At 41.8% G+C, this 26499-nt stretch carries 23 protein-coding genes and 1 tRNA gene; 6 read left to right on the top strand and 18 right to left on the bottom strand.

The genetic code is table 11. From position 1 onward, the window contains the following. Positions 1-19: 19 nt before the first annotated feature. The 6 genes from ABKW31_RS05575 to ABKW31_RS05550 form a co-directional block, all read right to left on the bottom strand. Positions 20-379 carry a hypothetical protein gene (locus tag ABKW31_RS05575; protein WP_348615285.1) on the bottom strand — a complete coding sequence of 120 codons (360 nt, stop codon included), beginning with the start codon at positions 377-379 and terminating at the stop codon, positions 20-22. 12 nt (positions 380-391) lie between these two features. After that, a complete protein-coding gene (locus tag ABKW31_RS05570) occupies positions 392-625 on the bottom strand; it encodes a hypothetical protein (RefSeq protein ID WP_348615284.1) in 234 nt (77 codons plus the stop codon). Next, positions 622-981, bottom strand: a complete 360-nt coding sequence (locus ABKW31_RS05565; RefSeq protein ID WP_348615283.1) for a hypothetical protein — start codon at positions 979-981, stop codon at positions 622-624. The genes ABKW31_RS05570 and ABKW31_RS05565 overlap by 4 nt, the downstream gene beginning before the upstream one ends. Next, a complete protein-coding gene (locus ABKW31_RS05560) occupies positions 981-1253 on the bottom strand; it encodes a hypothetical protein (RefSeq protein WP_348615282.1) in 273 nt (90 codons plus the stop codon). The genes ABKW31_RS05565 and ABKW31_RS05560 overlap by 1 nt, the downstream gene beginning before the upstream one ends. A 107-nt stretch (positions 1254-1360) precedes the next feature. After that, on the bottom strand, positions 1361-2014 hold the full coding sequence (locus ABKW31_RS05555) for a hypothetical protein (RefSeq protein WP_348615281.1): 654 nt from the start codon (positions 2012-2014) through the stop codon (positions 1361-1363). After that, entirely contained in the window at positions 2011-3318 is a 1308-nt protein-coding gene (locus ABKW31_RS05550; protein WP_348615280.1) for a tyrosine-type recombinase/integrase, read from the bottom strand. Before ABKW31_RS05550 ends, ABKW31_RS05555 begins: the two co-directional genes overlap by 4 nt. A 217-nt stretch (positions 3319-3535) precedes the next feature. On the opposite strand from ABKW31_RS05550, the gene ABKW31_RS05545 reads away from it, so the two are divergent. After that, a tRNA-Val gene (locus ABKW31_RS05545) sits at positions 3536-3610 on the top strand. A gap of 183 nt (positions 3611-3793) precedes the next feature. On the opposite strand, the gene ABKW31_RS05540 is transcribed toward ABKW31_RS05545, so the two are convergent. The 3 genes from ABKW31_RS05540 to ABKW31_RS05530 all read right to left on the bottom strand — a co-directional run bounded on the left by ABKW31_RS05540 (position 3794) and on the right by ABKW31_RS05530 (position 5344). Further along, complete coding sequence (locus ABKW31_RS05540; RefSeq protein WP_348615279.1) at positions 3794-4423, bottom strand: PEP-CTERM sorting domain-containing protein; 630 nt, start codon at positions 4421-4423, stop codon at positions 3794-3796. A 195-nt stretch (positions 4424-4618) separates the two neighbouring features. Next, complete coding sequence (locus ABKW31_RS05535) at positions 4619-4834, bottom strand: hypothetical protein (protein ID WP_348615278.1); 216 nt, start codon at positions 4832-4834, stop codon at positions 4619-4621. A 222-nt stretch (positions 4835-5056) separates the two neighbouring features. Then, complete coding sequence (locus tag ABKW31_RS05530; RefSeq protein ID WP_348615277.1) at positions 5057-5344, bottom strand: hypothetical protein; 288 nt, start codon at positions 5342-5344, stop codon at positions 5057-5059. A 739-nt stretch (positions 5345-6083) separates the two neighbouring features. Between ABKW31_RS05530 and ABKW31_RS05525 the strand changes: the two genes are divergently transcribed. Together ABKW31_RS05525 and ABKW31_RS05520 are read left to right on the top strand one after the other, a co-directional pair. Then, a complete protein-coding gene (locus ABKW31_RS05525) occupies positions 6084-7790 on the top strand; it encodes a protein adenylyltransferase SelO family protein (protein WP_348615276.1) in 1707 nt (568 codons plus the stop codon). A gap of 559 nt (positions 7791-8349) precedes the next feature. Beyond that, a complete protein-coding gene (locus ABKW31_RS05520) occupies positions 8350-9402 on the top strand; it encodes a serine hydrolase domain-containing protein (protein WP_348615647.1) in 1053 nt (350 codons plus the stop codon). A gap of 108 nt (positions 9403-9510) precedes the next feature. Here the strand turns inward: ABKW31_RS05520 and ABKW31_RS05515 are convergent, their stop codons facing one another. From ABKW31_RS05515 to ABKW31_RS05495, 5 genes are all read right to left on the bottom strand, one after another. Next, entirely contained in the window at positions 9511-10683 is a 1173-nt protein-coding gene (locus tag ABKW31_RS05515) for a CaiB/BaiF CoA-transferase family protein (protein ID WP_348615274.1), read from the bottom strand. 120 nt (positions 10684-10803) lie between these two features. Continuing rightward, positions 10804-11949, bottom strand: coding sequence for an acyl-CoA dehydrogenase family protein (locus tag ABKW31_RS05510; RefSeq protein WP_348615273.1), 1146 nt, complete (start codon positions 11947-11949; stop codon positions 10804-10806). A 136-nt stretch (positions 11950-12085) separates the two neighbouring features. After that, the gene (locus ABKW31_RS05505; RefSeq protein WP_348615272.1) at positions 12086-14218 is read right to left on the bottom strand and encodes a 3-hydroxyacyl-CoA dehydrogenase NAD-binding domain-containing protein; all 2133 of its coding nucleotides are present in this window, start codon (positions 14216-14218) and stop codon (positions 12086-12088) included. Positions 14219-14240: 22 nt separating this feature from the next. Next, positions 14241-15449, bottom strand: a complete 1209-nt coding sequence (locus ABKW31_RS05500; protein ID WP_348615271.1) for an acetyl-CoA C-acetyltransferase — start codon at positions 15447-15449, stop codon at positions 14241-14243. A 227-nt stretch (positions 15450-15676) separates the two neighbouring features. Then, positions 15677-16708: an AraC family transcriptional regulator gene (locus ABKW31_RS05495; RefSeq protein ID WP_348615270.1), complete on the bottom strand. Its 1032-nt coding sequence runs from the start codon at positions 16706-16708 to the stop codon at positions 15677-15679. Positions 16709-17342: 634 nt separating this feature from the next. Between ABKW31_RS05495 and ABKW31_RS05490 the strand changes: the two genes are divergently transcribed. Beyond that, entirely contained in the window at positions 17343-18998 is a 1656-nt protein-coding gene (locus ABKW31_RS05490; RefSeq protein ID WP_348615269.1) for a response regulator, read from the top strand. Positions 18999-19122: 124 nt separating this feature from the next. Next, complete coding sequence (locus ABKW31_RS05485; RefSeq protein ID WP_348615268.1) at positions 19123-21372, top strand: PAS domain S-box protein; 2250 nt, start codon at positions 19123-19125, stop codon at positions 21370-21372. A gap of 274 nt (positions 21373-21646) precedes the next feature. On the opposite strand, the gene ABKW31_RS05480 is transcribed toward ABKW31_RS05485, so the two are convergent. From ABKW31_RS05480 to ABKW31_RS05470, 3 genes are all read right to left on the bottom strand, one after another. Further along, on the bottom strand, positions 21647-22459 hold the full coding sequence (locus tag ABKW31_RS05480) for a hypothetical protein (RefSeq protein WP_348615267.1): 813 nt from the start codon (positions 22457-22459) through the stop codon (positions 21647-21649). A 359-nt stretch (positions 22460-22818) separates the two neighbouring features. Next, entirely contained in the window at positions 22819-23742 is a 924-nt protein-coding gene (locus ABKW31_RS05475) for an EamA family transporter (protein WP_348615266.1), read from the bottom strand. A gap of 134 nt (positions 23743-23876) precedes the next feature. Continuing rightward, the gene (locus tag ABKW31_RS05470) at positions 23877-24305 is read right to left on the bottom strand and encodes an Lrp/AsnC family transcriptional regulator (protein ID WP_348615265.1); all 429 of its coding nucleotides are present in this window, start codon (positions 24303-24305) and stop codon (positions 23877-23879) included. A gap of 138 nt (positions 24306-24443) precedes the next feature. On the opposite strand from ABKW31_RS05470, the gene astA reads away from it, so the two are divergent. After that, positions 24444-25466, top strand: coding sequence for an arginine N-succinyltransferase (astA, locus tag ABKW31_RS05465; RefSeq protein WP_348615264.1), 1023 nt, complete (start codon positions 24444-24446; stop codon positions 25464-25466). Between the two features lie 73 nt (positions 25467-25539). Here astA and ABKW31_RS05460 read toward each other — a convergent pair whose 3' ends face one another. After that, positions 25540-26487, bottom strand: a complete 948-nt coding sequence (locus ABKW31_RS05460) for a PA2778 family cysteine peptidase (protein WP_348615262.1) — start codon at positions 26485-26487, stop codon at positions 25540-25542. Between the last annotated feature and the right edge of the window lie 12 nt (positions 26488-26499).

Genomic DNA, 26499 nt, shown 5'->3' with positions numbered 1-26499 from the left:
CCCTAATAGCCCCGAAGGGCTAAACCATTGAATAAGGTAAGTGAGTAGGCAAAATACCCAATAGTGGCGCATAGCCTCGTTTAGACCTTAAATAATTGAGCCGATTAACTGCGCGTTGCTTAGCTACATCATCCATCAATCGATAGTGCGTAAAGCGGGTTGTTCCACCGTGTCGGTGTGTGTGTGGCTTTGACTCTCTGGCAAGAAAAATATTATGACGGTTTTGCAAAGTGCTGATTGAGCTATGTAAGCAGGTTTCGCCATAATCGTTCGAGGCTTCTAGCTGAAATAACCCGCTATTCTGTGCGCGTAGTAAGGCCCAAATACAGAGTTCTTCTTTAGCCGGGATTGGGTTTAATTTTATTTTATGGTCGCTCATTTTATTGTCCTCCTATGCGTCAAACGTTGCGTTATTTGAAATAAGTAAGCCTTGCTCATACAGTGCAGCCTCTACTTTGAAATAGTCTTCAGGTGGCGCAAGCTCACCAAAAAGCCCAAACAGAATGGCAAATTCAGCCCCGTCAAATTCCCCGGTGTCTTTTGCTTCAATTTGGATTTCTGCCATGCGTTGAAGTACTAATCCGTACATAACTATTTTCGGCGTTAAGCCTTGATCATTGCTCATATTCTGGCCTCCATTGTTTTGCACTGACTAACCTTTGTTGCTGCTTGGCTCTTGATACAATCCAAGAGTTCGAGAACGCTAAAAACAATCTTTCTGTCTGTATTTAGCTTCTCTAATTCTTGCAGTTGTTCGGGTTCAGGGTCGTTACAGTGGCGCGATGGGTAAAGCTTGGCTGTGAGTTCGTCTATATCTTGAACAATGCTGTCGTATTGCTCTGTGAGAACGTCAACGCCATGATCTGAGATAGCCTGAATAATTGAGAAGCTGTTCGCGGTTTTTCTGGCTCTGATTCTATCGGTTGGAATATCAACACAAGAGAAAAGCGCTTTAATTGCTGGTTTGATTTCGCTAGACATCACGCAGCCTCCGCTTCTTGATTACTACCTTGCTCATGCCATTCCATTAAATCGGCTGCGTAATACCTTACAGTCCTTCCATATTTTTTATGCTTTGGTGCTGGGGTTCCTAATAGCTGACCAGTTGAGCGAGAGAGGCGCATAGTAAAGTCAGACACCCTACATGCTGCTGCGGCTTCTTTACTTGTGTTTACTTCTTGGAGGTTATGACGTTGCTTAAATGCTTGAAGTCGTTCTTCATAAGAAGAATTAACTTGTGTTAGTTGTTTCATGTAATCACCTTTTTGCTTGCCGTTGTTGACGGTAGTGATTACACAATTAAATTGATGCTCGGTCGAAAGCGTTACTAGTAAAAGCAGGTAGATACTAGTAACTACTTTTACTCTTTATTTAGGTTAGTTAGCCATTTCATAACTGTATCAAAGCTTGGAATATCTCTTTTCAACTTGAATTTTGAAGGATTTTCTTCCATTGATGAAATAATTTTTATTGTCAAATCTGGCTTGGTTAAGTGTTTATTTTTTGCTTTTAGCTCTACTGCCATTTTTCTTGAAATATCTCTTGCTTCAGTTTCAGCTTTATTTTGTCCCCCCTTGCTTCTGTCCTGTTGGTAACTATCTAGCTTAGCAACAACGCTATTGTAGTCTTCCTCTGTAATTTTCTCTTTTAGAGTTACGGTAAGCATGTAGGTTAACAATGATGCTGATTGCCCCCCTGTTTTATAAGCAAGCCTGCAAATCTCTGAATCAAAATTTCTGTCCTGATTGAAAAGCATAGCCTTTAATTCAGAGAACTTGAAACAAGCTTTATAAATATTAATTAATATTAGTGCTCTAAAAAACTCTGATTGTGAAGGGTTAAATTTCTTAAAAATGGCAAAATCAAACGGTCTTTTAAGTGGAGTTGGATCAATTCCATATTGAGCTAATTCATCAATACAGAAATGAATTATTGGTAAATAACCGTTTTTTGTACACCAAGTGTCTTCATCTAAAATTAGGTCGATTGTTTTTTGATTCCAATTTTTGCTCATTTTGTAGCCCCACTCTTTTCATCAGCAATTTGACCAAAATCACCAGATATTAAACTAAGTGCCTCTGCTGCTGCGTGTGGTGACAAGTGGCCATAGTGTTCTTCAATCATCTTTATTGATTTATGGCCGCTCAATTTAGCAACTGTAAAAAGTGGGATGCCCCCGGCTACCAGTTTGCTTATATAGTGGTGTCGTAAACTGTAAAAATCTAAATTTGATTTGACTTGCCCTAACTCAAGAACGGCTTTCCAGTGCTTAACATGCGCTTTTTTATCCATTACGCGACCATTGACGGGACTAGGGAAAACAAGCCCTGAAACGGGGCTTCCTGATTGCCTGTGCCAGCCTTTTAATACTTCGGTAATGTTATCGTCCAAAGGAATATCAACCTTGTTAGGATTGCTGTGATGGCGGGTTTTGTTTGGTGTTTTAACAAGGCGTTTAAACTGAAGGTTTAATTCTTGCCAGTTCAGCGTGTAGAGATCCCCTGGTCGCATTCCTGTGTAAGCTGCAAGTCTAAAAAATGGGAAAAACCAATGTGGGTGCGCTAAGTCCTTAAATGATGGTAAATGTCCTTTACCGTGGCTAATGCTGCTCTCTCTGCCCTGTATAAGCTTTTCTCGATAAAGATTAACGCCTAGGTTAATTCCTTCAAGTTCTTGCTTTGTGAACATTCGGCGCGTTGCTAAATCATCGCCGTTAAGCCTTTTATCCTTATCTTGCGATGATTCTTTCTCTAGGCTGAAATTTGATGTGGGGTCTTGCTTTATAACATCGTGTTTTACTGCGTGTCGTATCATCGTTCTAAACGCAGAAAATGAGCGGTTTATTGTGGTGTGTGCTCTGACATTGCCCTTTGCGTCTTTTCGATAATTAGTTTGCCATTGTTTCAAATCGTCCTTGGTTAACTCGTCCATTGTTTTATCCATCAAATCAGCAAAGGCGCGCTTGATCATATCAATGGTATGTTTGCCTTCATCCTTCTTTTTGGCTTGGTGTTTGGTATATGGTCCTTCGAGATAGGTTTTTACTAATCGACTGTGTTTAGATTCTGCGTCGTTTTTAAACGTTAATTTTGATGCGTCAATCTCTGCGGCCGGGTCAATTCCTTTTGCTATTTGCGCTCGATATTCAACAGCAAGATCCACGGCTTTCATTCTGTCGGTGGTACCGTCGATAAGTTTTCCAAGATTTAATTTTCTGACCTTCCCGGCAAAGTTTGTATATCGCAAGCGCCACGTCGAACCCTTTTGAGTTTTAACTAAGTGAAACCCTTTAATTTTTGAGCATGACAACTCGACCATGCTTGCTGCTTCTCGATTAAACGTAAGCGCTTTAGTTTTAGTAATTGAAGTGTCACTTGTGTTTGCCATTGGATAAAAACCAAAAGTGGGAACGGAATGGGAACATTATGGAACAACAAGCAAAAACAATCAACAACTACTACAACATGGTAGAGGTCTATTAATATCCATATTAATCAATACTTTATATTGTTTTTATGTTTATATTTGTTTTTTGAGGATTGTAAAGATTTGCGGCAATCCTACATTGACATGGTAGGGGTCGGTGGTTCGAGTCCACTCGGTTGTACCAATTCTAAAGGGCTGTAGCCCGATTCAAAAAATAAATCACACTTATTTTCTAAATCTGCAAACAAAACGCAAACATTAATCTGATTACCCTGTTTGCATGCAAACATTTTCCTACATCTAAATAGCACGCAAAAAAAAAGCACCTACCGATTGGCAGATGCTTGTTGAATAGTTTTTAACTAAATTAAGATTTTTTCATAAATCTACGTGATGCTAAACCCATTAGACCTAATGCGAAGATGGCAATTGATGATGGTTCTGGTACTTCAGTTAATCTAGCTGTGAAAGAACCAGCGTGATACCTGTTTCCAATGTTGCCACTAGGAAAAACAAAATTTCCTGCCTTAAATGAACCCGTTGATTCAACGTTCACCAATGAGGGCGCTAAACTGATATTTTCCCCTCCAAAAAACCAAGAGTCAGTCGCTTGCTCTATTGCCACACCAAAAACATAGGATTCAGCGCTTAAAATGTTAAAATCAGAAATCTGAGCGAACCTAAATTGTCCATTATTAATGATCCTTCCTTGTAATGTACTGTTGTCATTGGTTATGGTGACGCTGGTTAATAAATCGCCATTGAGAGACCAAATGCCTGCGCGATGAGTAGAGGCTAAGCCATTTGAACCATAATCATAAAAACCAAGTGAATCTATCGTAATATTATCTAACGCCGTAAACTGAAAGCCATATGTAAATAGTTGTCCGGAAGTAATATTTCCGCCAGAAAAGCCGTAGATAATCGCAGCGTTAGCAAACCCACTAACCGTTAATACCAAACCAGCAAAAGCCATTTTCAACATTTTAATATTCATTTGATATTCCTTTTAATCCCTTCCTTGGAAGGTAGATAAAAAAAGTGATACTTCACCGTATACTTTTGGTTAAGCACTAAGTGCGCCAGCATTGCTTTATTCCATAATTACAATGAGTTAAGGATTTTTAATGAATTTGTTTTTTAGAACGTGTAAAATAATTCGACACAAGGCATGCTTACTCTAAGATAAAGTTCAGTCAGTTCGAGTCCAAGCTACCGCAGCCAAATCATTCACATTTTGCAAACTATCAAATAAGAACCTATCTAGCTTTGCTATCTCTTTTGGAGTTTTGCCAATAGAGCGCATGCGAGTTACAAAATCTGCTCTTACATCAATTGCTAGAGTTTTATTAATTCTTGGCATTTTTTCGTCTCTTTTTAACATTAACCATACTGTTTTCTTAGCCATATAAGCCTCTAAAAAAACCGTTTTAACACAAGCTTAGGTGTCGCGCCTTAGTGGGTGCGCTGGGGCTTTAAATATCAACTCTCATAGCATTAACGTGATCTACATCGTCTTTGCGGGCCATATTCTGGCTTAGGTTCTGCGTATTAGTTAACAAAGCTACATAAGCTTTGATGTAATGATCTCCTGATTGCTTAATTGCATAAGCGTCTGGGTTTTGTTTGTTTAATAACCCTTCTCTGATAGCTGCTTATCGTCTAAGTTATAAAGCATTACTGGATCTTGTAACCACACACCAGCGACGTGCTCGTCATTATTCAACACTGTTTGAAGCTCTGCATATTCCATATTTTGTAGGCGTTCACGTATCGCTTGGCTGCGTGAGTGGTTGCTGGTATCGCCTTTAGCTTTCATATCGGCAACCGCGCTTTTGCCCGTTACATCATTAGATTTGATTTGCTCGAATATCTTGCCGCTAATTACTTGTAATCGTTTCTCGGCATCTTTAGCCAAGAGTGAAGCTAAGCCATGGTATTTTCAACTTATGCAACTGACCCGAGTAAATTCGCCTAAATACACATTAACCTAAATTTTGAACACAAATGACCCTGTCCCATTCTGCGAGGGAGCGATCTCGTAAAGCTCTATAATGCGTACTTTTGAGTAAATGCCGGCCAAGCCTAAATAAATTATTAACCACACCATGACAGGAGAGAAATCGTTGGACCTGACCTTGGGATTTAAATTTCCTCATCTGACTTTCCTTTTGTCGACTAGGTTGATGGGATAACTAGTATCTGTTAGTTTCATATTGCTTGGTAGAATGTCCAACATCAGATATCAGTTCTTTCATTGCTCCTGAATGGTTGCGCAATTTATCGGTGAATATACTGATTGATGCGGCTTGTTGGAGCGTATATTAGGCCTTAATCGTATTTAAAAAATTTATTAAATGGAGATAAAGATGGAAGAATTATGGTTTTTACTACCCTTAGGAGTTCTAGTTTTTGGCTCATATTGGATAGTCAATAACTTTGCCAATGAGAAAGATCAGTAGTTTTTAATCAGTAACAAATCCTCCAGTTTCACTTTGCAGCAACACTGGCACAAACCTGTTATTCAAATTTTTTATTAACCTGAAGGTAGCTTAAACTTGAATTTTTAAAGCGCCATATTAAATACCGCTAGACCTCAGGAAAGTAGATTGTCAGCCACATAAATCAGCCACCAAATAACGTTAGAGAAATGAAAAATGATTGAGCATAAAACCACTCCAAGCATCGCGACGCTTGACGAACTCGCAAAGCTGGCAAACTACTCGCTCATGGACACTCTCAACTGCGATCCTGAGGCGAAAACAGACGGCGTCGACCACAAACCCCGTCAAGTTTTTACTGGCCATTATGTTCCCGTTAAGCCTACACCAATCAAAGATCCCGAGTATGTGGTGCACAGCAAACACTTTTTTCACGAACTTGGCTTGGCCGACGGCATGGCAGAATCAGCAGACTTCGTCCGGTTATTCTCAGGTGACATCTCGCAAGTACCAAAGCCGATGCGCAAAGTTGGTTGGGCGACTGGATATGCTCTTTCCATCTATGGCACCGAATACGTTCAGCAGTGCCCGTTCCAAACCGGTAATGGATATGGAGATGGTCGCGCAATTTCCTTGCTTGAGGCAGTCATCAAAGGTCAACGCTGGGAAATGCAGCTAAAAGGTGGCGGCCGAACACCATATTGTCGCGGTGCTGACGGTCGCGCCGTTCTGCGCTCGAGTATCCGAGAGTTTTTGGCCCAAGAGCACATGCACTCGCTTGGCGTCCCGACGTCACGGTCTTTGAGTTTGTATGTGTCGAAAACCGAGAAGGTCAAGCGGCCGTGGTACTCCCATACGACGCACTCAGAGGATCCTGACATTCTTATATCGGAGCCAGTCGCCATATCGACACGAGTCGCACCGTCGTTCATCAGGGTCGGCCAAGTTGAACTTTTCGCTCGCCGTGCTCGCAAAAAGGCACACCCGAAAGCGATGGAGGAGCTTGAGAAGATTGTATTGCACTTGATTGATCGTGAATACGCTGCCGTTATCGACAAGAAACTAAGCACCGCCGAAAAAGTGGTATTACTGGCTCATGAGTTTCGCAGCCGACTGACCTCACTCATAGCCAACTGGGTTCGCGTTGGTTTCTGCCAAGGCAACTTCAACAGTGACAACTGCGCAGCCGGCGGCTTTACCCTTGATTACGGTCCATTCGGTTTCTGCGATGTGTTCAATCCGCACTTTCAATCGTGGACGGGGGGCGGACATCACTTTTCGTTCTTAAACCAGCCAGAAGCAGCACAACGCAACTTCCAAATGTTTTGTACTGCGTTGCGGCCTTTACTAGACTCTCAGCAGGACTATCTGCAGCAGCTTGAAGAGATCCAACTTGGCTTTTCGAAAGTGATGCAAACTCAAATGGAGAATATGTGGGCGACCAAACTTGGCATTGGCACATTTAACTTGGGGTTATTCAATGAGCTCGAAACTCTCATGGTGCAAACGCCTGTCGATTACACTATCTTTTTCCGCGAGCTTTCTACGGTGCCTGATGATATTGGCCCACTCAAAAAAAGCTTCTACAACAACGCTAAGGGAATGGAAAAACGCTGGGAAGAATGGCTCACAAAATGGAAATCACTTATCGCCAGCGCCAATCTAAATTCGCCCTCTTCTCGAGCCGAACTCTCTAAGCGAATGAAACTGGTAAACCCAAAATACAGTTTACGAGAGTGGTTTGTTGTGCCTGCATATCAGCAAGCAAATGTCGGCAACTACTCTCTAGTTCGAGAGCTGCAGGAAGTCATGACACAACCATACGCCGAGCAGTCGAAGGAAGTGGAGGAAAAATACTATAGGCTCAAACCACCTGAGTATTTTGATGTCGGTGGTTTGTCTTATTACAGTTGCTCGTCATAATTGTCGAAAACTGAGCTGCCAGGGATGGCACTCTTTAGGCGTCTAGATTTTTTAATTGCAAGTATGACCTCCAAACAAAACGCTTAGTTTTCACAATGAAAGCGGTATATACCACTCGAAATCAACAACTAGGCTCCCCTAATTGCCATAGCTTGTGAGTTTTTGTCTCGAGATACTTTTTTATATCTTACTTGCCGCTTTCCGCCTCTGAGCCAGAGCCCCCTTACAGAGAGAACCGTTTTCTCTTTAACTCTGTGTTTTTGCATTAAATATATCCAATAACCCCGGTTTTGGGGCTAAGACCTTGCAAGGTGAGTTCATTTAGATATGCTTGGCAGACTTGATTAAAGCGAGTTTGCTCGTTGATGTTCATAACAACACTGCTTAATTTACCTTAAAAATTGAAGGGCAGAATAAGTGCAAACGATTATTCACTCTGTGGCTTTGTTCAAAAAAGATACCATAATCACACGGTTAAACTGTGTTGACACACCAGCAAGTTGGCTTTCGACATTTAAACCGTCATGTGCAATTTAATAAAGGCTTAAATTCAAATAATATGACCATGAAAAAAACAAAACGATTTCTCAGAATAGTCTTTATTATTGCCAGCATAAGCTCGTTGTACTTCGTGCCATGGATTTTAGTAAAGGCTTGGTTATTACCACTACCGAATACGGTTCAAGAACAATTAAATCAGGCAATTGATCTTGGATTTGATGGAATGATTGTATACGTTGAACAAGCAGGCAAGCTACCAGAGTTTTATGCCGCAGGCTGGCATGACCGAAAAAATAAGATACCTGCCTATCCACAAGCCTTATTTAAGATTGCCAGCATTACTAAGTTATATGTGGCAGTGGCTGCTGCAAAATTAGTCAAGGACGGGCGTTTGTCTTTGGACAAAACACTGGCTGATTCCTTTCCAGAACTAGTGGGAAGAATTGAAAATGCAGACACGATAACCTTGAAGTTAATGCTGCAACATCGAAGTGGTATTCCCAATTTTGTCGACCATCCTGACTACTGGGTAAAACCGCCAAAAAACAAACAAGAAACTCTTGAATACGCATTGGATTTACCCGCTGACTTTGCACCGGGTGAAGATTATGGCTATTCAAATACGAATTATATGTTGATTTCTGACCTCATTGATAAAGTGTTGGGTTATCCGCATCAGCAATATATAAAGAAGGAAATTTTGCAGCCGCTCAAGCTCAACAATACCTTTGGCTCACTGCATGAAGTGGATATAGACGATGTAATGAGCGGATATTACGTTGGTATTGAGAACGATCTAAAGACTGAATTTTCAGGCTTAATGATCGCTACCGCTGAAGATGTAGGTATATTCTTGCGAGCATTAAACGATGGCTCGGTGTTCAGTGAGGGGGAACAAGAAATCTATTCCTCTATTTACGTTTATGAACACACAGGTCTGCTTGTTGGCTATCAGAGTTTTGCAAAATACCACGAAGACATTGATACCGTTGTTATTCAATTTAATAATACAACTAACTTTGATGGGTATGACTGGAATTTAGCGCAAATCATTAATAGTCGTATAGTAAAAATTCTTCGAAGTAAAAAAAATGATAACAACACGCCCTGAAGTGGGCAGAAAGTATTGCAACTTGCTTTCCACGGCAGATTTTTACAGGGGCGAACCACAGCTTTTTAACGCATTTTAGCGTTTTTATCTTACCTCGTAATTTGCCACTTATTTAACACACTTAGTTTCGCGCAAGACTTCAATAGCTTCAGTGTCATAGCCAAGCTCTGCAAGCACGGCAGTAGTGTCTTCGCCAAGACCTGAGCCTGCTTGATGGACTTCTTTGCGAAACCGCAGCGCTGAATTTATTTGTTTAATTACGTTTCCTTCCTTGTCGATTGCGCTGGTAATCATACCTCGTTCGATGAAATGTTCATTGGTAACCGCCTCATTCAGCGTCAATACCGCTTCAACACACACATCAATCTGGGCGAATACTGCTTGCCAATGAGACAATGGCTGAGACCTTATTTTTTCAGTAATTGCTGCTTTAACTGCTGCCTGAGCTTTAGGCCTAACATCAGCTATTGTTTCAATTAGATGTTGCAGGTCCAGTTGCTTGAGTAAACCTGCGGCAAAGTTTGGCTCGAGACTGCCAATAGACAAATAACGCCCATCGGAGCTTGCATAATAATCGTAAAACGAACCACCATTAAGCATTTCCTCACCGCAGGTCGGATCCTGCTTACTGACTAAGGTGCCAGCACCAAACATGGTATTTAGCGCAAGTGCTGCATCACTCATGCTGATATCGAGGTACTGCCCCTGCCCTGTAACTCCACGCTGGATCACCGCGGCTAAAATCGCCATAACAGCGTGATGAGAGCCACCTGCAATATCACCAATCTGTGTACCCGACAGCACTGGCCCGGTTTCTTTGCGGCCTGAGTAACTCGCCAAACCTGCAAGGGCTAAATAATTAATATCGTGCCCTGCCCGGTCTTTGTAGGGGCCAGTTTGACCATATCCAGTAATTGAACAATAGATGAGTTTGTCCTGTATTTTGCTAAGTTGCTGGTAATCTAAGCCAAGGCGAGTCATGACGCCGGGGCGAAATTGTTCTATCACGATATCGTACTTAAGCACCAGATCTTCAATAATCGGCTTGGCACATGCATGTTTAAGATCAATAGCAATCGACTTTTTATTTCGATTGATTGACGCATGGGCAGCGGAAACTTTGCCGACCATAGGTGGTACCATTTTTAACATATCAGGCCGTGAGGGCGATTCGACACGCAAAACCTCAGCCCCCATGTCTGCGAGTAGTTGTGTCGCATAAGGACCGGGAAGTAAGGTGGAAAAATCCAAAACTTTCAAACCAGCAAGTGGTAAAGACATAATAATTTCTCTTATTGCTAAACCTTAGAGGAGTAAATTACCTGCGCCAAAAGACGCAGTTAATACGGATGCATTACTGCAAGATAGCTTGAACACGAGATCCAAGCCTTTGCTATATTCTTAAACCATCGAGCGCCCAATAATTAGCTTCATAATTTCATTGGTACCCGCATAGATTTTTTGCACCCTCGCATCGGCATAAGCACGTGCAACGGGGTAATCAAGGATATAGCCGTATCCTCCATGCAACTGGAGACATTCATCTATCACATCACATTGAATATCGGTAGTCAGCAACTTCAGTTTCGCCGCAGTAATCGCATCTAGCTCCTTGGAGATATGCAAGTCTAGACACTTGTCGACGAATACCCGCGCCATGGTAAGCGTGGCTGACATTTCGGCCAGTTTAAATTGGGTATTCTGGAACGATGCAATATTACGACCAAACGCCTTGCGCTCTTTCACATAGTCAACCGTTTGCTGCAGAATGGATTCGGCACAGCCGATCGCGCTAAGGCTCACCGATAAGCGCTCTTGTGGCAATTCCTGCATCAGATAGACAAAGCCCATGCCGTTGGTACCTAGCAAGTTGTCTTTGGGTACTTTTACATCTTGGAAAAATAACTCAGAGGTATCCTGTGCCTTCATACCGATTTTATCGAGGTTTTGGCCTTTCTTGAATCCTTCACTGTTGGCCTCAACAAGTAACAAGCTTATGCCCTTGGCTCCCGCGTCAGGGTTAGTTTTGGCAACAACTAAAACGAGATCCGCCATTTGACCATTTGTTATAAAAGTCTTCGACCCATTCAAAATGTAATATTCGCCCGACTCATCAAGCACGGCCTTAGTTTTGATAGCTTGTAAATCCGACCCAGTGCCTGGCTCTGTCATTGCAATTGCCGTGATAATTTCACCGCTTACACAAGCAGGCAAATATCGCTGTTTCTGCTCTTCAGTCCCGTAAGCCATTAGGTATGGAACTGCGATGTCTGAGTGCAAACTAAAGCCAATACCACTTAGACCTAGACGAGCGACTTCTTCATCCACAATTGCGTTATAACGAAAATCAACACCGACTCCGCCGTATGCTTCGGATACGGTAGGGCAAAGGTAACCATGTTGGCCAGCTTTTGTCCAAAGCTCGCGGGATACCTGTCCATCTTTTTCCCATTGTGCATGAAAAGGAACCGCTTCTTTAGTCAGGAATTTTCGAAAACTATCGCGGAACATTTCGTGTTCAGCTTGAAATACAGTACGTTTAATCATGTATTCATTCTCTTGTAGTTAGTAGCGGGGGCTTAACTAAGCAAGCGCCCATAAGCAAAGTTAATATCGAAAAAGTTCCCGCGATCTGCATTGCCACTAACATGAGTCAGCCTGATGCACGGGTAAACTTTTAGCACTAGTCCTTAAAAGTCCTCCCCTCTTTTGCCATGTCTTGCAAAATGCTCGGTACCACATAGCGCTCTCCATACTGATGTGCTAATTCTGCTGCACGCGTGACAAAGGCAGGCAAGCCAATTTGATTAATAAATTGCAGTACTCCCCCCGTCCAAACTGGCATGCCTATACCCATGACCGAACCGATATTGGCGTCGCGAACACTTGTTAGTACATTTTCTTCCATACAGCGCGCCGTCTCTATGGCCATGATATACAGCAAACGATCCTTAAGATCTTGCAACTCAAATGCAGCCACGCCGCCAAATATTTCTTTCAGACCTGACCACAAGTGTTTCTTTTTATTTGCTGGATATTCGTAGAAACCTGCTTTGGCTAACTTGCCACAACGATTAGCTTCAAGCATGCGGTCAACCACAGGATCTGAAGGATGCAATACATACAACTCACCCACTGTTTGCATATCTTTTATGGTTTGATTACGGATTTTTTCCATCAAGGTAATACTGACTTCATCAGTAACAGCGAGGGGTCCCACGGGGAATCCAGACAGAAATGCTGCGTTCTCTATCGCCGCAGCAGGAATGCCCTCACCCAACATGGCAATGCCCTCCAGAGCGAAGGTGGCAAAGACACGCGACGTAAAGAAACCACGACTATCGTTGACAACGATCGGCGTTTTCCCAATTTGAAGCACATAGTCATAGGCTTTTGCCAAGGTTTCGCTTGACGTTTCTTTGCCTGTAATAATTTCTACTAGTGGCATTTTGTCTACCGGCGAAAAGAAATGCAGACCAATAAAATTAGCAGGACGTTCTGCGGCTTGTGCCAAGCCCGTGATAGGCAGAGTAGAGGTATTGGTCGCGAATATCGCCCCAGGTGCTAGTTGGCTTTCAGCTTCTTTGGTGACCCGAGCCTTTAAGTCACGATCTTCAAATACCGCCTCGATGATCAAATCACACCCCGCTAAATCACTAGTATTTTCAGTCGCTAAAATACGTCCTAGAGTGACATCACGCTGCTCGCTAGAAAGCTGTTGTTTTTGCACTTTTTTATCTAACAGACTTTGTGAGTATGCTTTACCTCTGTGGGCATGCTCAAGCGAGACATCTTTGAGTACCACCTCAATGCCTTTACATGCACTCGAATACGCTATGCCTGCACCCATCATACCCGCACCAAGAATACCAACCTTAGTAACTTTCGCACTAGCAAAGCCCTGGGGACGGGAAACCCCTGCTTTGATTTCGTTAAGCTGATACCAAAACGTACCAATTAGATTCTTAGCAACTTGACTGCACACCAGCTCGACGAAGTATCGCGTTTCAATGCGCAATGCCGAATCAAGATCCACCTGCAGGCTTTCAACCATCACGCACAAAATAGACTCAGGTGCGGGTAAAGTACCCTTCGTTTTTTCTCGCATCATCGCGGGCGCGATAGGTAACATTTTCGCCAGCGACGGGTGACTTGGTGTCCCCCCTGGTACTTTGTAGCCTTTCACGTCATAAGGCTGCTGGGTCTTAGGGTTTGCTTTGATCCAGGTCACCGCTGCATCAATAAGCTGTTGGGGTGTTTCAACGATTTCGTTTATCAAACCCAATGTTTGTCCTTCTTCAGGTTTGAACTGTCGACCCTCGGTCAAAAATGGCAAGGCTGCTTGTAAACCAAGTAGACGAGACATTTTTACCACGCCGCCGCCGCCCGGCAACAAACCCAGTGTCACTTCCGGCAGGCCAAGTGTGACACCTTGGCTTAATGCAACACGGTAGTGACATGACAATGCCAACTCCCAGCCGCCACCTAATGCGGCCCCATTAATACAGGCAACAACGGGTTTGCCTGCCGTTTCTAAGGTGCGCATTGCCCCCTTAAGACTGCTGAGCATATTATATAATACCTGTGCATTCTCGTGTGTCGTTGCATAAAGATCATCCAAATTTCCACCAGCAAAAAAGGTAGATTTAGTTGAGCGTAACAACACCCCTGCCCAATCATCAATTTGTAACTTTTCGACCGCGGCAACAAATGCGTCAGTGAATTCCTGATCCATTAAGTTGGCAGCCGCATTGGGCTTATCAAAAATCAAATGGACAATGTTATTGTGATCTTTTTCATATATAACTGAACTCATTATTTATTCTCCTAAACCCAAACTATATTCGCTCGATGATCGTTGCGATGCCCATACCACCGCCCACACATAAAGTCGCCAGACCTGTTTTTAGGTCTCGCGCTTCCAGTTCATCAAGCAGGATTCCCAGAATCATTGCGCCAGTTGCACCAAGCGGATGTCCCATGGCTATCGCACCACCGTTTACATTTACTCTGTCGTGACTCACCTTCATCTCGTCCATAAAACGCATGACAACAGATGCGAACGCTTCGTTGACCTCAAACAAATCGATATCAGACACATGCATGCCCGCCACTTTTAGCGCCTTACGCGCTGCAGGAGCCGGTCCTGTGAGCATAATGGTTGGATCTGAGCCTACAACTGCCGTCGCGATAATACGTGCACGGGGCTTCATACCAAATTTCTTACCCACGGCTTCGCTACCAATCAATACTGCACTCGCACCGTCGACAATCCCTGAGGAGTTGCCCGGCGTATGAATATGGTGAATGGTTTCGACTTGTGGATAACGTTCGCGAGCAACGCCGTCAAACCCCATTTCTCCCATGACCTGAAAAGAAGCTTTCAAGTTGGCAAGGGTGGCTACAGAACTGTCCGCGCGGATGAGCTCGTCATGGTCCAAAATCATCAAACCGTTTCTGTCCAAGACCGGAATGACCGACTTGCAAAATGCTCCTTTTTTCCAGGCCGCCGCCGCACGATGATGTGAAGTTGCTGCATACAGGTCGACATCAGTGCGCGAATATCCGCCTAATGTCGCAATTAAATCTGCACCGATGCCTTGTGGCATAAAGCCCGTGCGAAGGTTTGTTTCAGGATCCATCGCCCATGCGCCACCATCGCTGCCCATTGGAATTCGAGACATAGACTCAACGCCACCGGCGACAACGAGGTTTTCCCATCCAGAACGAATTTTCATTGCCGCGATGTTTACCGCTTCAAGGCCTGAGGCGCAAAACCGATTGAGTACCATACCGGCAACATCATCATTCCACCCGGCAGACAAAGCAGCAGTCTTGGCTATCACTGCGCCTTGGTCACCCACGGCGGTCACACAGCCCATCACGATGTCATCAACATCTTGGGTATCAAATTGATTTCTTACTTGCAGAGTATTTAAGAGCCCGGTCAATAGCGTGACAGGTTTTACTTCATGCAGAGCGCCAGTCGCTTTTCCTCGACCACGAGGAGTGCGAATAGCATCAAAAATTAGCGCATCATTAGTCATTATTTAGGTCCCATATCGGATGACTTAAAGTGAAGCCAAAGCATAAGGCAGCAACATGCAGCGCCTCAATGACCAACTATTGCATCCTAACTGACTTTTTCTTGCAGGAGAGCAGCATGGGCTCAATTGATGATCGCTATAGCGTCTAATTCATCAAGCGAGGCACAGCCTACACTGAGTGATATGCGATCGTTTAGGTAGACTACACTTGACAGTAGAGTACGACGCTAAACTGTTTGCTGGCGATAGGCGCCAGGCGAGAAGCCGGTCCATTTTTTGAAGGCCCGTGCGAAGGCTGCTGACTCTGAAAAACCTAACTGTTGTGCAATATCTTGTATCGAAAAATCGTGTTCTTGCAATAAGTGTTGCGCTCTGTCACAGCGCAAGCTGTCTTTTATTTCCTGAAAACTGCTGCCCTCGTCTTTGAGACGCCGGCGCACAGTATGGGTGGTCATGTGCAGCTCCTCAGCAATCGCTTCAAAACTCATATTTTCTAATTCCGTTTGCATACCATGACGATTTAATAGCAGCCGTTTCACCTGCCCCGTTATGCTGACGTCTTCTCTAAACTGGGTCAGCAAAGACTCAGGGGCGTGACTTAAAAATGGCAACAGAGTTTCAGGGTTTTGTTGAATAGGCAATGCCAACAAATATCGACTAAAAACCACACTATTCTCAGCCTGAGCAAAGCCGTGAGGACAAGGAAACATGCGTGGAAACTCATCAGGATAGCTGGGCTTTGCAAAACGAAAATTAATTCGTTCTAACATCATCGGCTTATCTATTAACCAACAAGACAGACGAATCCAAATAACAAAAATTGAGGTGACGATAAAAGATTCGTCTAGTTGGTGCGGGTTATCTAAATGAATAAGCAAGCGCGCTTCAGTGCCCGATTCTTTTAACTCAAGGGTTAGATCATCCGACATCAAGCCAATATAACGAGCGCTGCGCAACAGCGCGCGGCGCAAATTTCCGGAGGTAATAATCGCATGACACATCATGCCGAACGTGCCAATTTTTAGGGGGCGACCTAAAAAACCACATGACTCGTCACCTAGGTGGATCCACATGGCCCGCAGTAGCACGCCAAAGTCATCTAAACTCACACGCTTATGGCAAGCAGAATCGTTTAGCATCACCTTTAGATATGCCAAGCCCGATTCTTCTAACAAGCGTTCGATATCGATGTTTTGTCGAATGCTCCCCGCTAACGCTGAACGCACCAGCTCGATGGGGACAGAATGTTTCTTTTCCATAGGTTTGCAATCATCAGATAGTTAACGGGCACCCAAAACAAAGTCATCACCGTCGCACATAGAAATACCAAGACATCAAAAATAACATACTTGGTCAGTGCAGCAAATCGAAGCATCTTTGAGAGACTAAATTACGTGATTATCAGGGGGGTAAGCCTAGCGATGGTGCTATGAAGTTAAGCAGCAGACTCAGAAACATAGCTTGTTCAGTAGGCTTCGATTAGATTGCGGTTTGCTCGGGTCAATAAAATGTAACCCAAGCTTGAAAGGGCAGCAGCTGAAAGATAGGCAAAAGCACCATTGTCTGCTTTTGAGCCAACACCCGAGTATCTAAAGGCCAATATGTCTTAACTTGTGGGTTCATAACGCTAAAACGACCTTAGATAGTAAATAAGTAAATATACCTATTTTAAATTTTCAACCATAACTTAAACTCCACCATATCATTGAATAAATCAACAGCAAACTAGGTTTAACGATCAAAGCCGTTATTAATATAGCCACAAGAATTAGGGAGATAGCTGGCAAAACGGACAAACTAACTTGCTCTTTTTTGAAAGTTTAATTTAGTTAAGGGCACTTGTTTGTATTGCAAATTAGGGCCGTAGTATGGTGAATGAGACTAAGAATATTTATGAGTAATGTAAGTTTAGAGTTTAAGCTCGAAGAGATAAAAAAATTGTTTTTATCAACTTTACCCAGCAAGTTGGCAGAAATAGATAGTTTGTTCGAGACACTGACAAAACTTTGGTGTTGGCAAGAATGTAAAAAATGTCTGTTTGAACTGCATAGTTTAAAAGGCAGTAGCGCTGCTCTTGGCTATACTGAACTTAGCAACCTTATAACTCTATGTGAAGGTAGGTTAAAAGAGCGATTAAACTCTGGGCTTACACCGGAAACTCAATTTATAGCCGAGGTGACCATTTTATTTGAAAAACTCAGTCAGTTTAAAAATACTAAACCTATGATTTCAATTGAAAAAACACATCATGATTCTGAAAAAGAGCAGCAAGACAAGCCTAAACTTTTTCACTACAACGAAGTAAATATTGGTTTGTTTAGTGCAAAATCAACGCCATTATCTGATTTATCAAATGCCTTATCAGACTTCGGTTTCACCACTCACTTCTTCGATGATTTAACTAAGCTCAGACTATTAATTGCACAAAATATTCCCCACTTAGTTATATTTGAATTTAGTAAATCAAAAGAGCAAAACAGCCATATATTTGAATATGCCACAAAACTTGAATCGTTGGGCATTAGCTGCTTTTTAATATCAATCGATAACCACATTGATATGCGATTGTCCGCTATCAGGTCAGGTATAACCGAAGTTATTTTAGCGCCATTTTGTCTATCGTCGTTAATTGCAAAAATAATCAAAGCAGTAAAACTTGAAGTTAAACAACCTTTGAAAGTCGCATTAGTCGATGATCAACTACCAGTCTTAAAGTATTTCAAATCGACGATGACAGAGTACGGCATAGAAGTTAAAACCGCATTATCGGCAAAATCAATGCTGCAAGAATTAGCAAACTTTACCCCAGATATTTTTATCTTCGATGTATTCATGCCGGAGATTAGTGGTATTGAATTAGCTAAATTACTTCGGCAGATCGAAAAATATGATAAAACTCCCATTATATTTTTGTCGTCTGAAATCAGCTTAGAATTAAAGCGTGAGGCCTTAGAAGTAGGTTGCGATGACTTGCTCCCTAAAGACATTTCACCCGATGATTTAGTCAAACAAGTCACTGGCCGTGTGACTCGTGTTTCAACTATTTTAGGGCTTGCACAAAGTGACCCCTTAACAAAATTACTCAGTCATGCGCCCATTATGGAAATGGCTTTGCATCAATTTAAGCAAGCGACTCGTAACAATTCCTCTATGGCAATCGCCATCTTGAATATCGACAATTTCAAATCGATTAACACTGATTTTAGTCGAAAAATAGCTGACCAAGTACTTCTGCATTTAACTCAACTGCTCGTTGCTAGATTTGGGCATAGCAGTTTTATTGGTCGATACGGTGGAGGAGAATTTATGTTGGTCTTTCCCGAGTCGGCCTTAGTGAACCTCAAAGCCTCACTAGAAGATATTCGCCAATCCTTTGGCAAATTAACCTTTGGTCAACCGCAAAACATTTTTAATGTATTTTTCAGCGCAATCCTAGTTTTTAAAGATAACGCAACTACTATTGAAGAACTAATAAGTGTGGCAAATGCTCGCTTAAATATACTCAAATCAAGAGGGGAAAGCGGCATTCATGCAAGCACTTTACAGTGACTACAGATTATTTATTGACTTATCTGCCTAAAAAAAATCAAGATTTTAAGAGAATTACTTATTTCGACCATTAACGAAAACAGTAAATGAAGTAAAGGTTGTTTATTTGAGGTTGCCCGGTGTAATGCAAAGTAAATTAGGTTTAAAAGCAATATTTAAAATTGCAGATTCTATAAAGTCATGTATTTGTCTGATCTCTGATGATGGTTATTTTTTATATTTAAATAACTACTGGCAGGAGCTTCTCGGCTGGACAATCGAAGAGTTGAAATCAAAACCTTTACTGGAATTTATTCACCCCGATGATATTAACTCAACTAAAGAGGCAGCAAGTGCCATTTTAACTGAGCAAAAGGACCTTACTTTATTTAGAAATAGATATGTAAAAAGAAATGGTGGCTACGTATGGATAGAGTGGAAAGCAACCCCTTCGGATGCTGGAACAATTCTCGCTAGTGGCTTAGATGTTACAGAGAGAGTTTTAATTGAACATCAGAACAGCGTTAATATTAGGCAACTAGAGCAGGCCTGCACCATTGCCAAAATGGGATATTGGAGCATCGACCTCAAACATAAAACGCTCTATTGGTCTGATGAAGTTTTTTCTATACATGGTGTGACTCCTGATCAATATACCCCAGAAATTGCAACTGCAATTGAGTTTTATCATCCCGAGGATATTGATGGCATTACCCAAGTAATTGATGAGGCAATAACACAGCAAAAAAGCTGGCAAGTGAGCCAGCGCATTGTTCGGGCCGACGGCGAAGTTCGACATGTTTTAAGCAAAGCAGAGGTTTCTGTGGATGCTGAGGGTGTGCCGAACTTAATTTTTGGCGTCTTTCAAGATATTACTGAACAGGTTCAGTTGACTGAAAGAATTAAATTACTATCAAAAGTAGCGGAGACCACCAGCACCGGTGTGGTTATTACTGACAGCTCTCGACGCCTGATTTGGGCAAACATTGCCTTTTCTAAGTTAACTGGGTATTCGTTTGAGGAGTTACAAGGGCTTGATATTGGCAAAAAACTACAGGGTGAACTGACTTCGCAAGAAACCGTTAAGCAAATTCGTGAAGGTCTGAGTAAGGGTGAAAACATTGATGTCGACATTGTCAATTACGACAAAAATGGTGCTCAATATTGGATTAATTTACTTATTTCACCCATTTTCATTGATCAAGAACTTAGTTACTTTATTGGATTTCAACAAGACATAAGCAAAAGAAAGGAACAAGAACTTGTTATTGCCAGTGCTCAGCGCCGAGATGCAGTTAACCACCTTGCGGCGGGTATTTGTCACGACTTCAATAACATACTAAGTATTATTGGAGGAAATATAGAATTAATTAAGCGCTCAAATACTGATGAGTCTTTAACTCCCTTTGTGGATAGGATTTTGACCTCAGCAGACAGAGGAGCTGCAATTACGCAGCGACTCTTACAATTAACCAAACAGTCGGTTCAAATTCCAAATCAAAGGCTAAATATAGATACTGAAGTGCATGATGTTTGCTCGTTGATGAGTAAAACCATCCCAAGCAATATTACTATTAGCTTAAATTTAAACGCTAATACCCACATTATTGTCAACAAGGACGATCTTATCGACTGTCTTATAAACATAGTTATCAATGCCAGTAAATCGATCGAACACCATGGAACCATAACAGTATCGACCGACTTAAAATCGACCTACAAACAAATTGGTGTGCACATTATTGCCGCGCCTAAAAACGCTGAAAAGTATATTTGTTTAAGCATTCATGACACCGGCTGCGGTATCCCAATTACTGAGATTGCCAATATTTTCACCCCTTTTTACTCTAAACGAGATGGAGAGCAAGGTTCAGGATTAGGCTTAAGTCTTTTATATGACTTTGTGATCAAAGAAAAACTTGGATTAACCTTGAAGAGTCAATTGGGTATTGGCAGTGATTTTTGCCTCTGGTTTCCTATTGAAGCTGAAATTCAGGCTGTAAAATCTCAAGAAGAAAAAAAGGAAGTGATGACTTTGCATGATAAGTCTATCGTGTTAATTGATGATGAAAAGGAGTTACTAGAATTAAACAGTATGTCGCTAAACAGCTATGGAGCGCGCACGCATTCTTTTGTTGAGCCTCTTGAAGCCCTCAAATTTATTCAACAACACAGTAAAACGATTGATATTGTGATAAGTGATCAAAGCATGCCAGGAGAGCTCCAAGGCTCTGACATTGCCGCTATTATCAATGACATTTATCAACACATCCCGTGCATAATTTTGTCAGGTAATCTTTCTGATAAAAACTTAGAAAACGTTAACACTAAAATGCTTAGCAAACCGATCAAGCGCGAAGCCTTGGTAGAGGAAATTTTGAAATCATTAAAGTAATTCACTTGATTTTGACTAGGTAATGTATGTTGGTAATAATGTTAATGGAAGACCAACAAGCATAATTCATTTCTGAGGTTAACTTGTTTAAATATCACTATATGGTCTTCCCCTAAAACTTTAGGCCTATTCTAGAGACTGCAGGAAACAAAGGCTAATTCAGAATGAGAATGCGGCAATTTGTCGCGCCCTCTTGAGGACAAGCTTATAAACTCATAAACACCGTTTCAATGACAGTGCTGACCATTGTTGGTTTTACACGCTATCAATGACATTACAACTGGGCAATGGAGTCGTCAAAGCGTTGATAATAGCTATCTATAACCGCGCTACATAGTTCAAAATACTCACTACTTGCAAGGCTCATTGATTGGGTTTGAGAAGCATTAATAATTTCAATTTTAATACAGGCAATTAGTCGATTAACTTGACGTTTTTGCTCGTCAGTCACTGCTATACCTCGCCACGCAATGTTGGTTGTTTCTATGATTTTTTCGTGTAAGTACATCATGCGATTGCGAGACATCATACTGCAGGTGCCTTCAGCCAAAATAACGGCTCCCATAGCCCTTGCTTGGCCCATACTTTCTATGGCACTTAACCACTCTCGCCATAGCAAACGAATATTGTCGATATTAGACAACTTTAAACGCGCCAAACCATGACTAATGGCTACGTCATCTATCAAATACAGAAGATTTTGGATCATCGTGTTGTGCTGCAACACATTATTTTCAACTGAATGATGTTTGTAGTTGTGACTCAAACGCTGCCAATGCTCATTTACACTGACCCACAGAGCATTGCTCATTATGTTGCTATTGGTGCGCACTACATCTGCCAAAATCCTATTAAGTTCTGTTTGTATAGCGTCGATTTGAGTCTCTACATCAGGCTGGCCTTTAATGTACGTTGAGCTAAAACCGCGATGTTTTTGCAATAAACACAGCACCGAACGTAAATTTTTAATATGACTGATACCCTCGGATTGCAGCACTTTGACGTCTTTAATTTTATGATAACGGTAATATGCCGCTAAAAGCAGGAACGATATCAGACCACTTACGATCATCCAAAGATGAAACATTATTTTAAATTCTCCTTTTAATAAAAAGATTAATACGTATTGAATATGTCGATATTAGTTTTTAATGGATAAAACAATTAGTTTGAGAGACTAAACAAATTAATATCTTAGTTGCTGCATAATATTGCGCATTAATTCTAACAGAGCTGACTCAGAGCTTTTAGTTATCTTCGTTTTTCTTGTTTTTGCAGTATTTATGCCAAGCCTTAAAATTCACTCAATGTGGACTTTGAAGTAGCTAATGGCACTATTGGGCCTAAAACAACGCATCATCAAGGCGCAATAATTTGAGACTACCGGTTTAGCGCACCACTGCAGTGCGCTAAATACAAGCTGCTTTGGATGAAGTAATACGGCTACTACAACAACTTATCAACTGAAACCTTGGTGGCAAAAATTAAAGCTTTAATTTTTTTAAAAGGGGTTAATACGATTATGTTACCAGTAAGTACTAAAATAAAACCCAAGAGTGAACTGGCTTGTAATTCAAAACCTTCAAACAAGATACTCAAAATCACCGCAACCACTGGGAATAACACTACCGTATAACTGGCTTTTTCTGGGCCGATGTCTTTGATTAAAATAAAGTAAAAAGCAAAAGCCAATACGGTACCAAACACGCTTAAATAGAGCAAAGAAACAATGTAAGGCGCACTTGGGTCAAAGCTAAATTTGCCACCACTAAGCAATACAAAGGCACTGAGAAATATGGCGGCATACAACATGCCCCAAGCATTGCCCTGTAGCACCCCAATATTATGTTTTGAATTACGCACGCTGGTCATATTGCCGAATGATGCTACTGCCGTGCCTCCTATCGACAAACCTAATCCAATCATCGCCTCACTCGACAAATCAAAGGTTTGAATATCCTGCCAAAATAACGCCACAATGCCAGCCAAACCAAGGATGGCCCCAACAAACATACGCGGCGCAATAGCCTTACCAAAAAACAAACGAGTATTAATAATATTCATGATCAACAGAGTTGAAAATGCTATGGAAGTCATGGCAGAGGTTAAATGGGCTTGTGCCCAATACAACATCAAATAATTGCCACCAAAATTACACAGGGCTAAGATCATAAAAAATAGATGATCCTGACGACTAAAGGCCAAGGGTAATTTTTTAACCAGACAATAAGCCCACATCAATACGGCAGCGATAGCAAAGCGATAAAACAATGAAACCTCAGGTGCAACTACCCCTAACTGATACTCAATCGCTAACCACGTTGAACCCCAGATTAAGACTGTCATAACATATAATAACGCACTGCGCATTTTGGCTCTTAACAACAAAAATAAAGAGAGCAATTGTACTATAAGATGTAAGTTATTTACCTAATTGCGTGAACAAATACTAAAAACAATTAACCCAAGGCTATCGACTCAATAGCAGTTAAGTGTGGCCACGTTTAGCGCTTAAATTTGGTTTCAAGGATAACCGAGGAGTTAGTGCGCTCAACCCCTTCTAGGTTGCCAATATCATCCAATAATTTACTCAATTGTTCTAAGGATTGGGCCTCTAGCACCGCAATCAAATCGAACTCACCACTAATCGCATAAAGTTCGGCAATTTGGCTAATTAAACGTAATTGCTTATTGGTTTTAGCAGTTAACTTTTGGCGCACTTTGATCGCGACATGTGAACACACTCGTTCACTTAAATACTGACTGCCAAATTCGAGTGAATAGCCTTTAATAACACCTGACTGCTCCAGTTTAGTCAGGCGATTTTGCACAGTCGACCGCGATAGATTAAGCACTCGAGCCAAGTCGGAAATACTTGCGCGAGCATTGGTACGTAAGATAGATAGTAGCTGTTCATCTTTCTCATTTATCATAGTGACTACAAAGTTGGTTAATTTGTCATATTTTACCGTCAATTTAATCAGGTTAACACTGCAAATTTACGCATAATTTCTGAATAATAAGTCATTATTTTTAAAGCCAAAGAAAATCACAAGGTATCTGCTCTGCCCATGCAAATAATTAGACCCATCCGTTTTGATGACTTTAGCGCTCTACAACAAATTTCTATTGAATCAGGACATGGTTTTACCTCTTTACCCCAGTGTGATGATCAACTCAGCGCAAAAATAAAAGCTGTTGAAGATACAGTGAATAACGCTCAGCCGCTGAATCACAATGGCAGCTACTTATTTGTATTAGAAGACACTGATAGCAAAGAAATATTGGGAACCACTGGCATAGAAGCCGCGGTAGGCATTAGCTCGCCGCTATATCACTATCGTTTAAGTAAAATTAAACAACGCTCAAAAAGTCTTGGGGTTAATCGCACGGTCAGTACTCTTAATTTGTGTAACGACTATCATGGTACGACTGAAATCTGTACCTTGTTTTTACGGGAAGCCTATCGTAAAGGTACTGCAGGTCGGCTGCTGTCGAAGATCCGCTTTTTATTTATGGCCCAACACCCTCAACGCTTTTCGCCTAAGATCATTGCTGAAATGCGCGGGGTCAGTGATGAACAGGGAAACTCTCCCTTTTGGCATTGGTTACAAGAGCACTTTTTTGATATTGAATTTAGCGAAGCAGTCCACTTAGTGGGAATTGGTGACAAACAATTTATTGCAGAGCTGATGCCCAAATATCCAATTTATGTGAGTCTGTTAAGCCAAGCGGCTCAATCGGTTATCGGCACTGCGCACAACAATACGGTACCAGCACTGCGCTTATTGCAACAAGAAGGTTTCACCCATAAAGGCTATGTTGATTTGTTTGATGCAGGACCTACCGTTGAAGCTCAACTCAGTGAAATAAGCAGCGTTAATAATAGTGTATTGGCTAAGGTCAATATCGCTCACATAAGCGACAACGCCGATAATATTATGTTGTGTAATACAAAAATAAGCGATTTTCGGGCGACCCTATCTAAGCAAGTCAGTTTTGATCATGCCAAAAACACCTTAAATATCAGCCCTGAGATTGCGGAACATTTATTACTGCAAAATCAAGATGATGTCAGATTTTTAGTGTTATAGGTTTATGAGCCCCTGCGTCACTAACCATAAACTTGCCTCTAAACATCCAAAAGCGTTTGAGTAATAACGACGCTTAATTTGCTGGACTCATTTGCTGACAAATAGGCTTATCAGCAGAGTCATTCATGACGTGTAATTGCTGTTGGGTATCTATGACATTTTTTTCATTAGGGGCCAATACCAAGGCCTGTTCTATGATAGTCGTCGCTTCAGCATAACACTGTATTTTACCCAGAGCGTAAGCATAGTTATTTAAGTAAGAGGCTTGATTTTTGCCAAAGGCATAACCCTGTTCAAACCACCTTACCGCAAGGCCGGGGCTTTGCTCTAAGAAATGGTTAGCCAATAGAAAGTAGGGCAACCAATAGTCTGGCCATTGCTTAATGGCATTTTGTAGTGCTGTAATTGCAATCTCATCCTGACCGGTATCAAGTAAATCCTGACAGGCTTTGGTATATACAAAAGGCTCCAGCAGGGGGTTGCTTATCGTCGCTGGCAACATAGCTAACATCCAATACTGACCGCGCTGCCATGTGCGCTCAAAAGTTGCAAAATTTAAAGTATGATTAGGTGTGACACCACTATGTAAGGTCACTTGTTGAGCATTCAAATCATAGCCAATAACCACGGCGTAGTGCCACTGAGGAAACAAACTAATACTGTTGTTTTGCAAAACAATAATCGGAATATCTGCAGCGACCAAACTCAGTAGTAATTCCAAATTCCCCTGTTGCGCATAAGCTAGCATACCCAGTTGCCGGGTAGCGGACACCAACTCAAGTTGCAAACTGCCTTCTAATCCAGGCACAAAGGTTAAGGGCGCGATATCGTCTGGACTGAATGGTAGACCGTAATAATTAGCCACTTCAGATAAGGTAGTAGGCCCACAAAAATATTGTTGCTGTGGATAAAAGGGTACGCTATTAATGAGATGTTGTTTATTAATTACTGGTGGTTTAAGTAGCAATGCTCTGGTTTGTGGCGGTGTTTGACACCCCATCAATAAAAACAAGCTGACCATGAGGCCAGCTAA

It is taken from the genome of Paraglaciecola sp. 25GB23A (assembly GCF_040012495.1).
GTDB lineage: Bacteria > Pseudomonadota > Gammaproteobacteria > Enterobacterales > Alteromonadaceae > Paraglaciecola.
The sequence above is the reverse complement of the archived record's forward strand: the minus strand, read 5'-3'. Positions and strand labels throughout refer to the sequence as shown.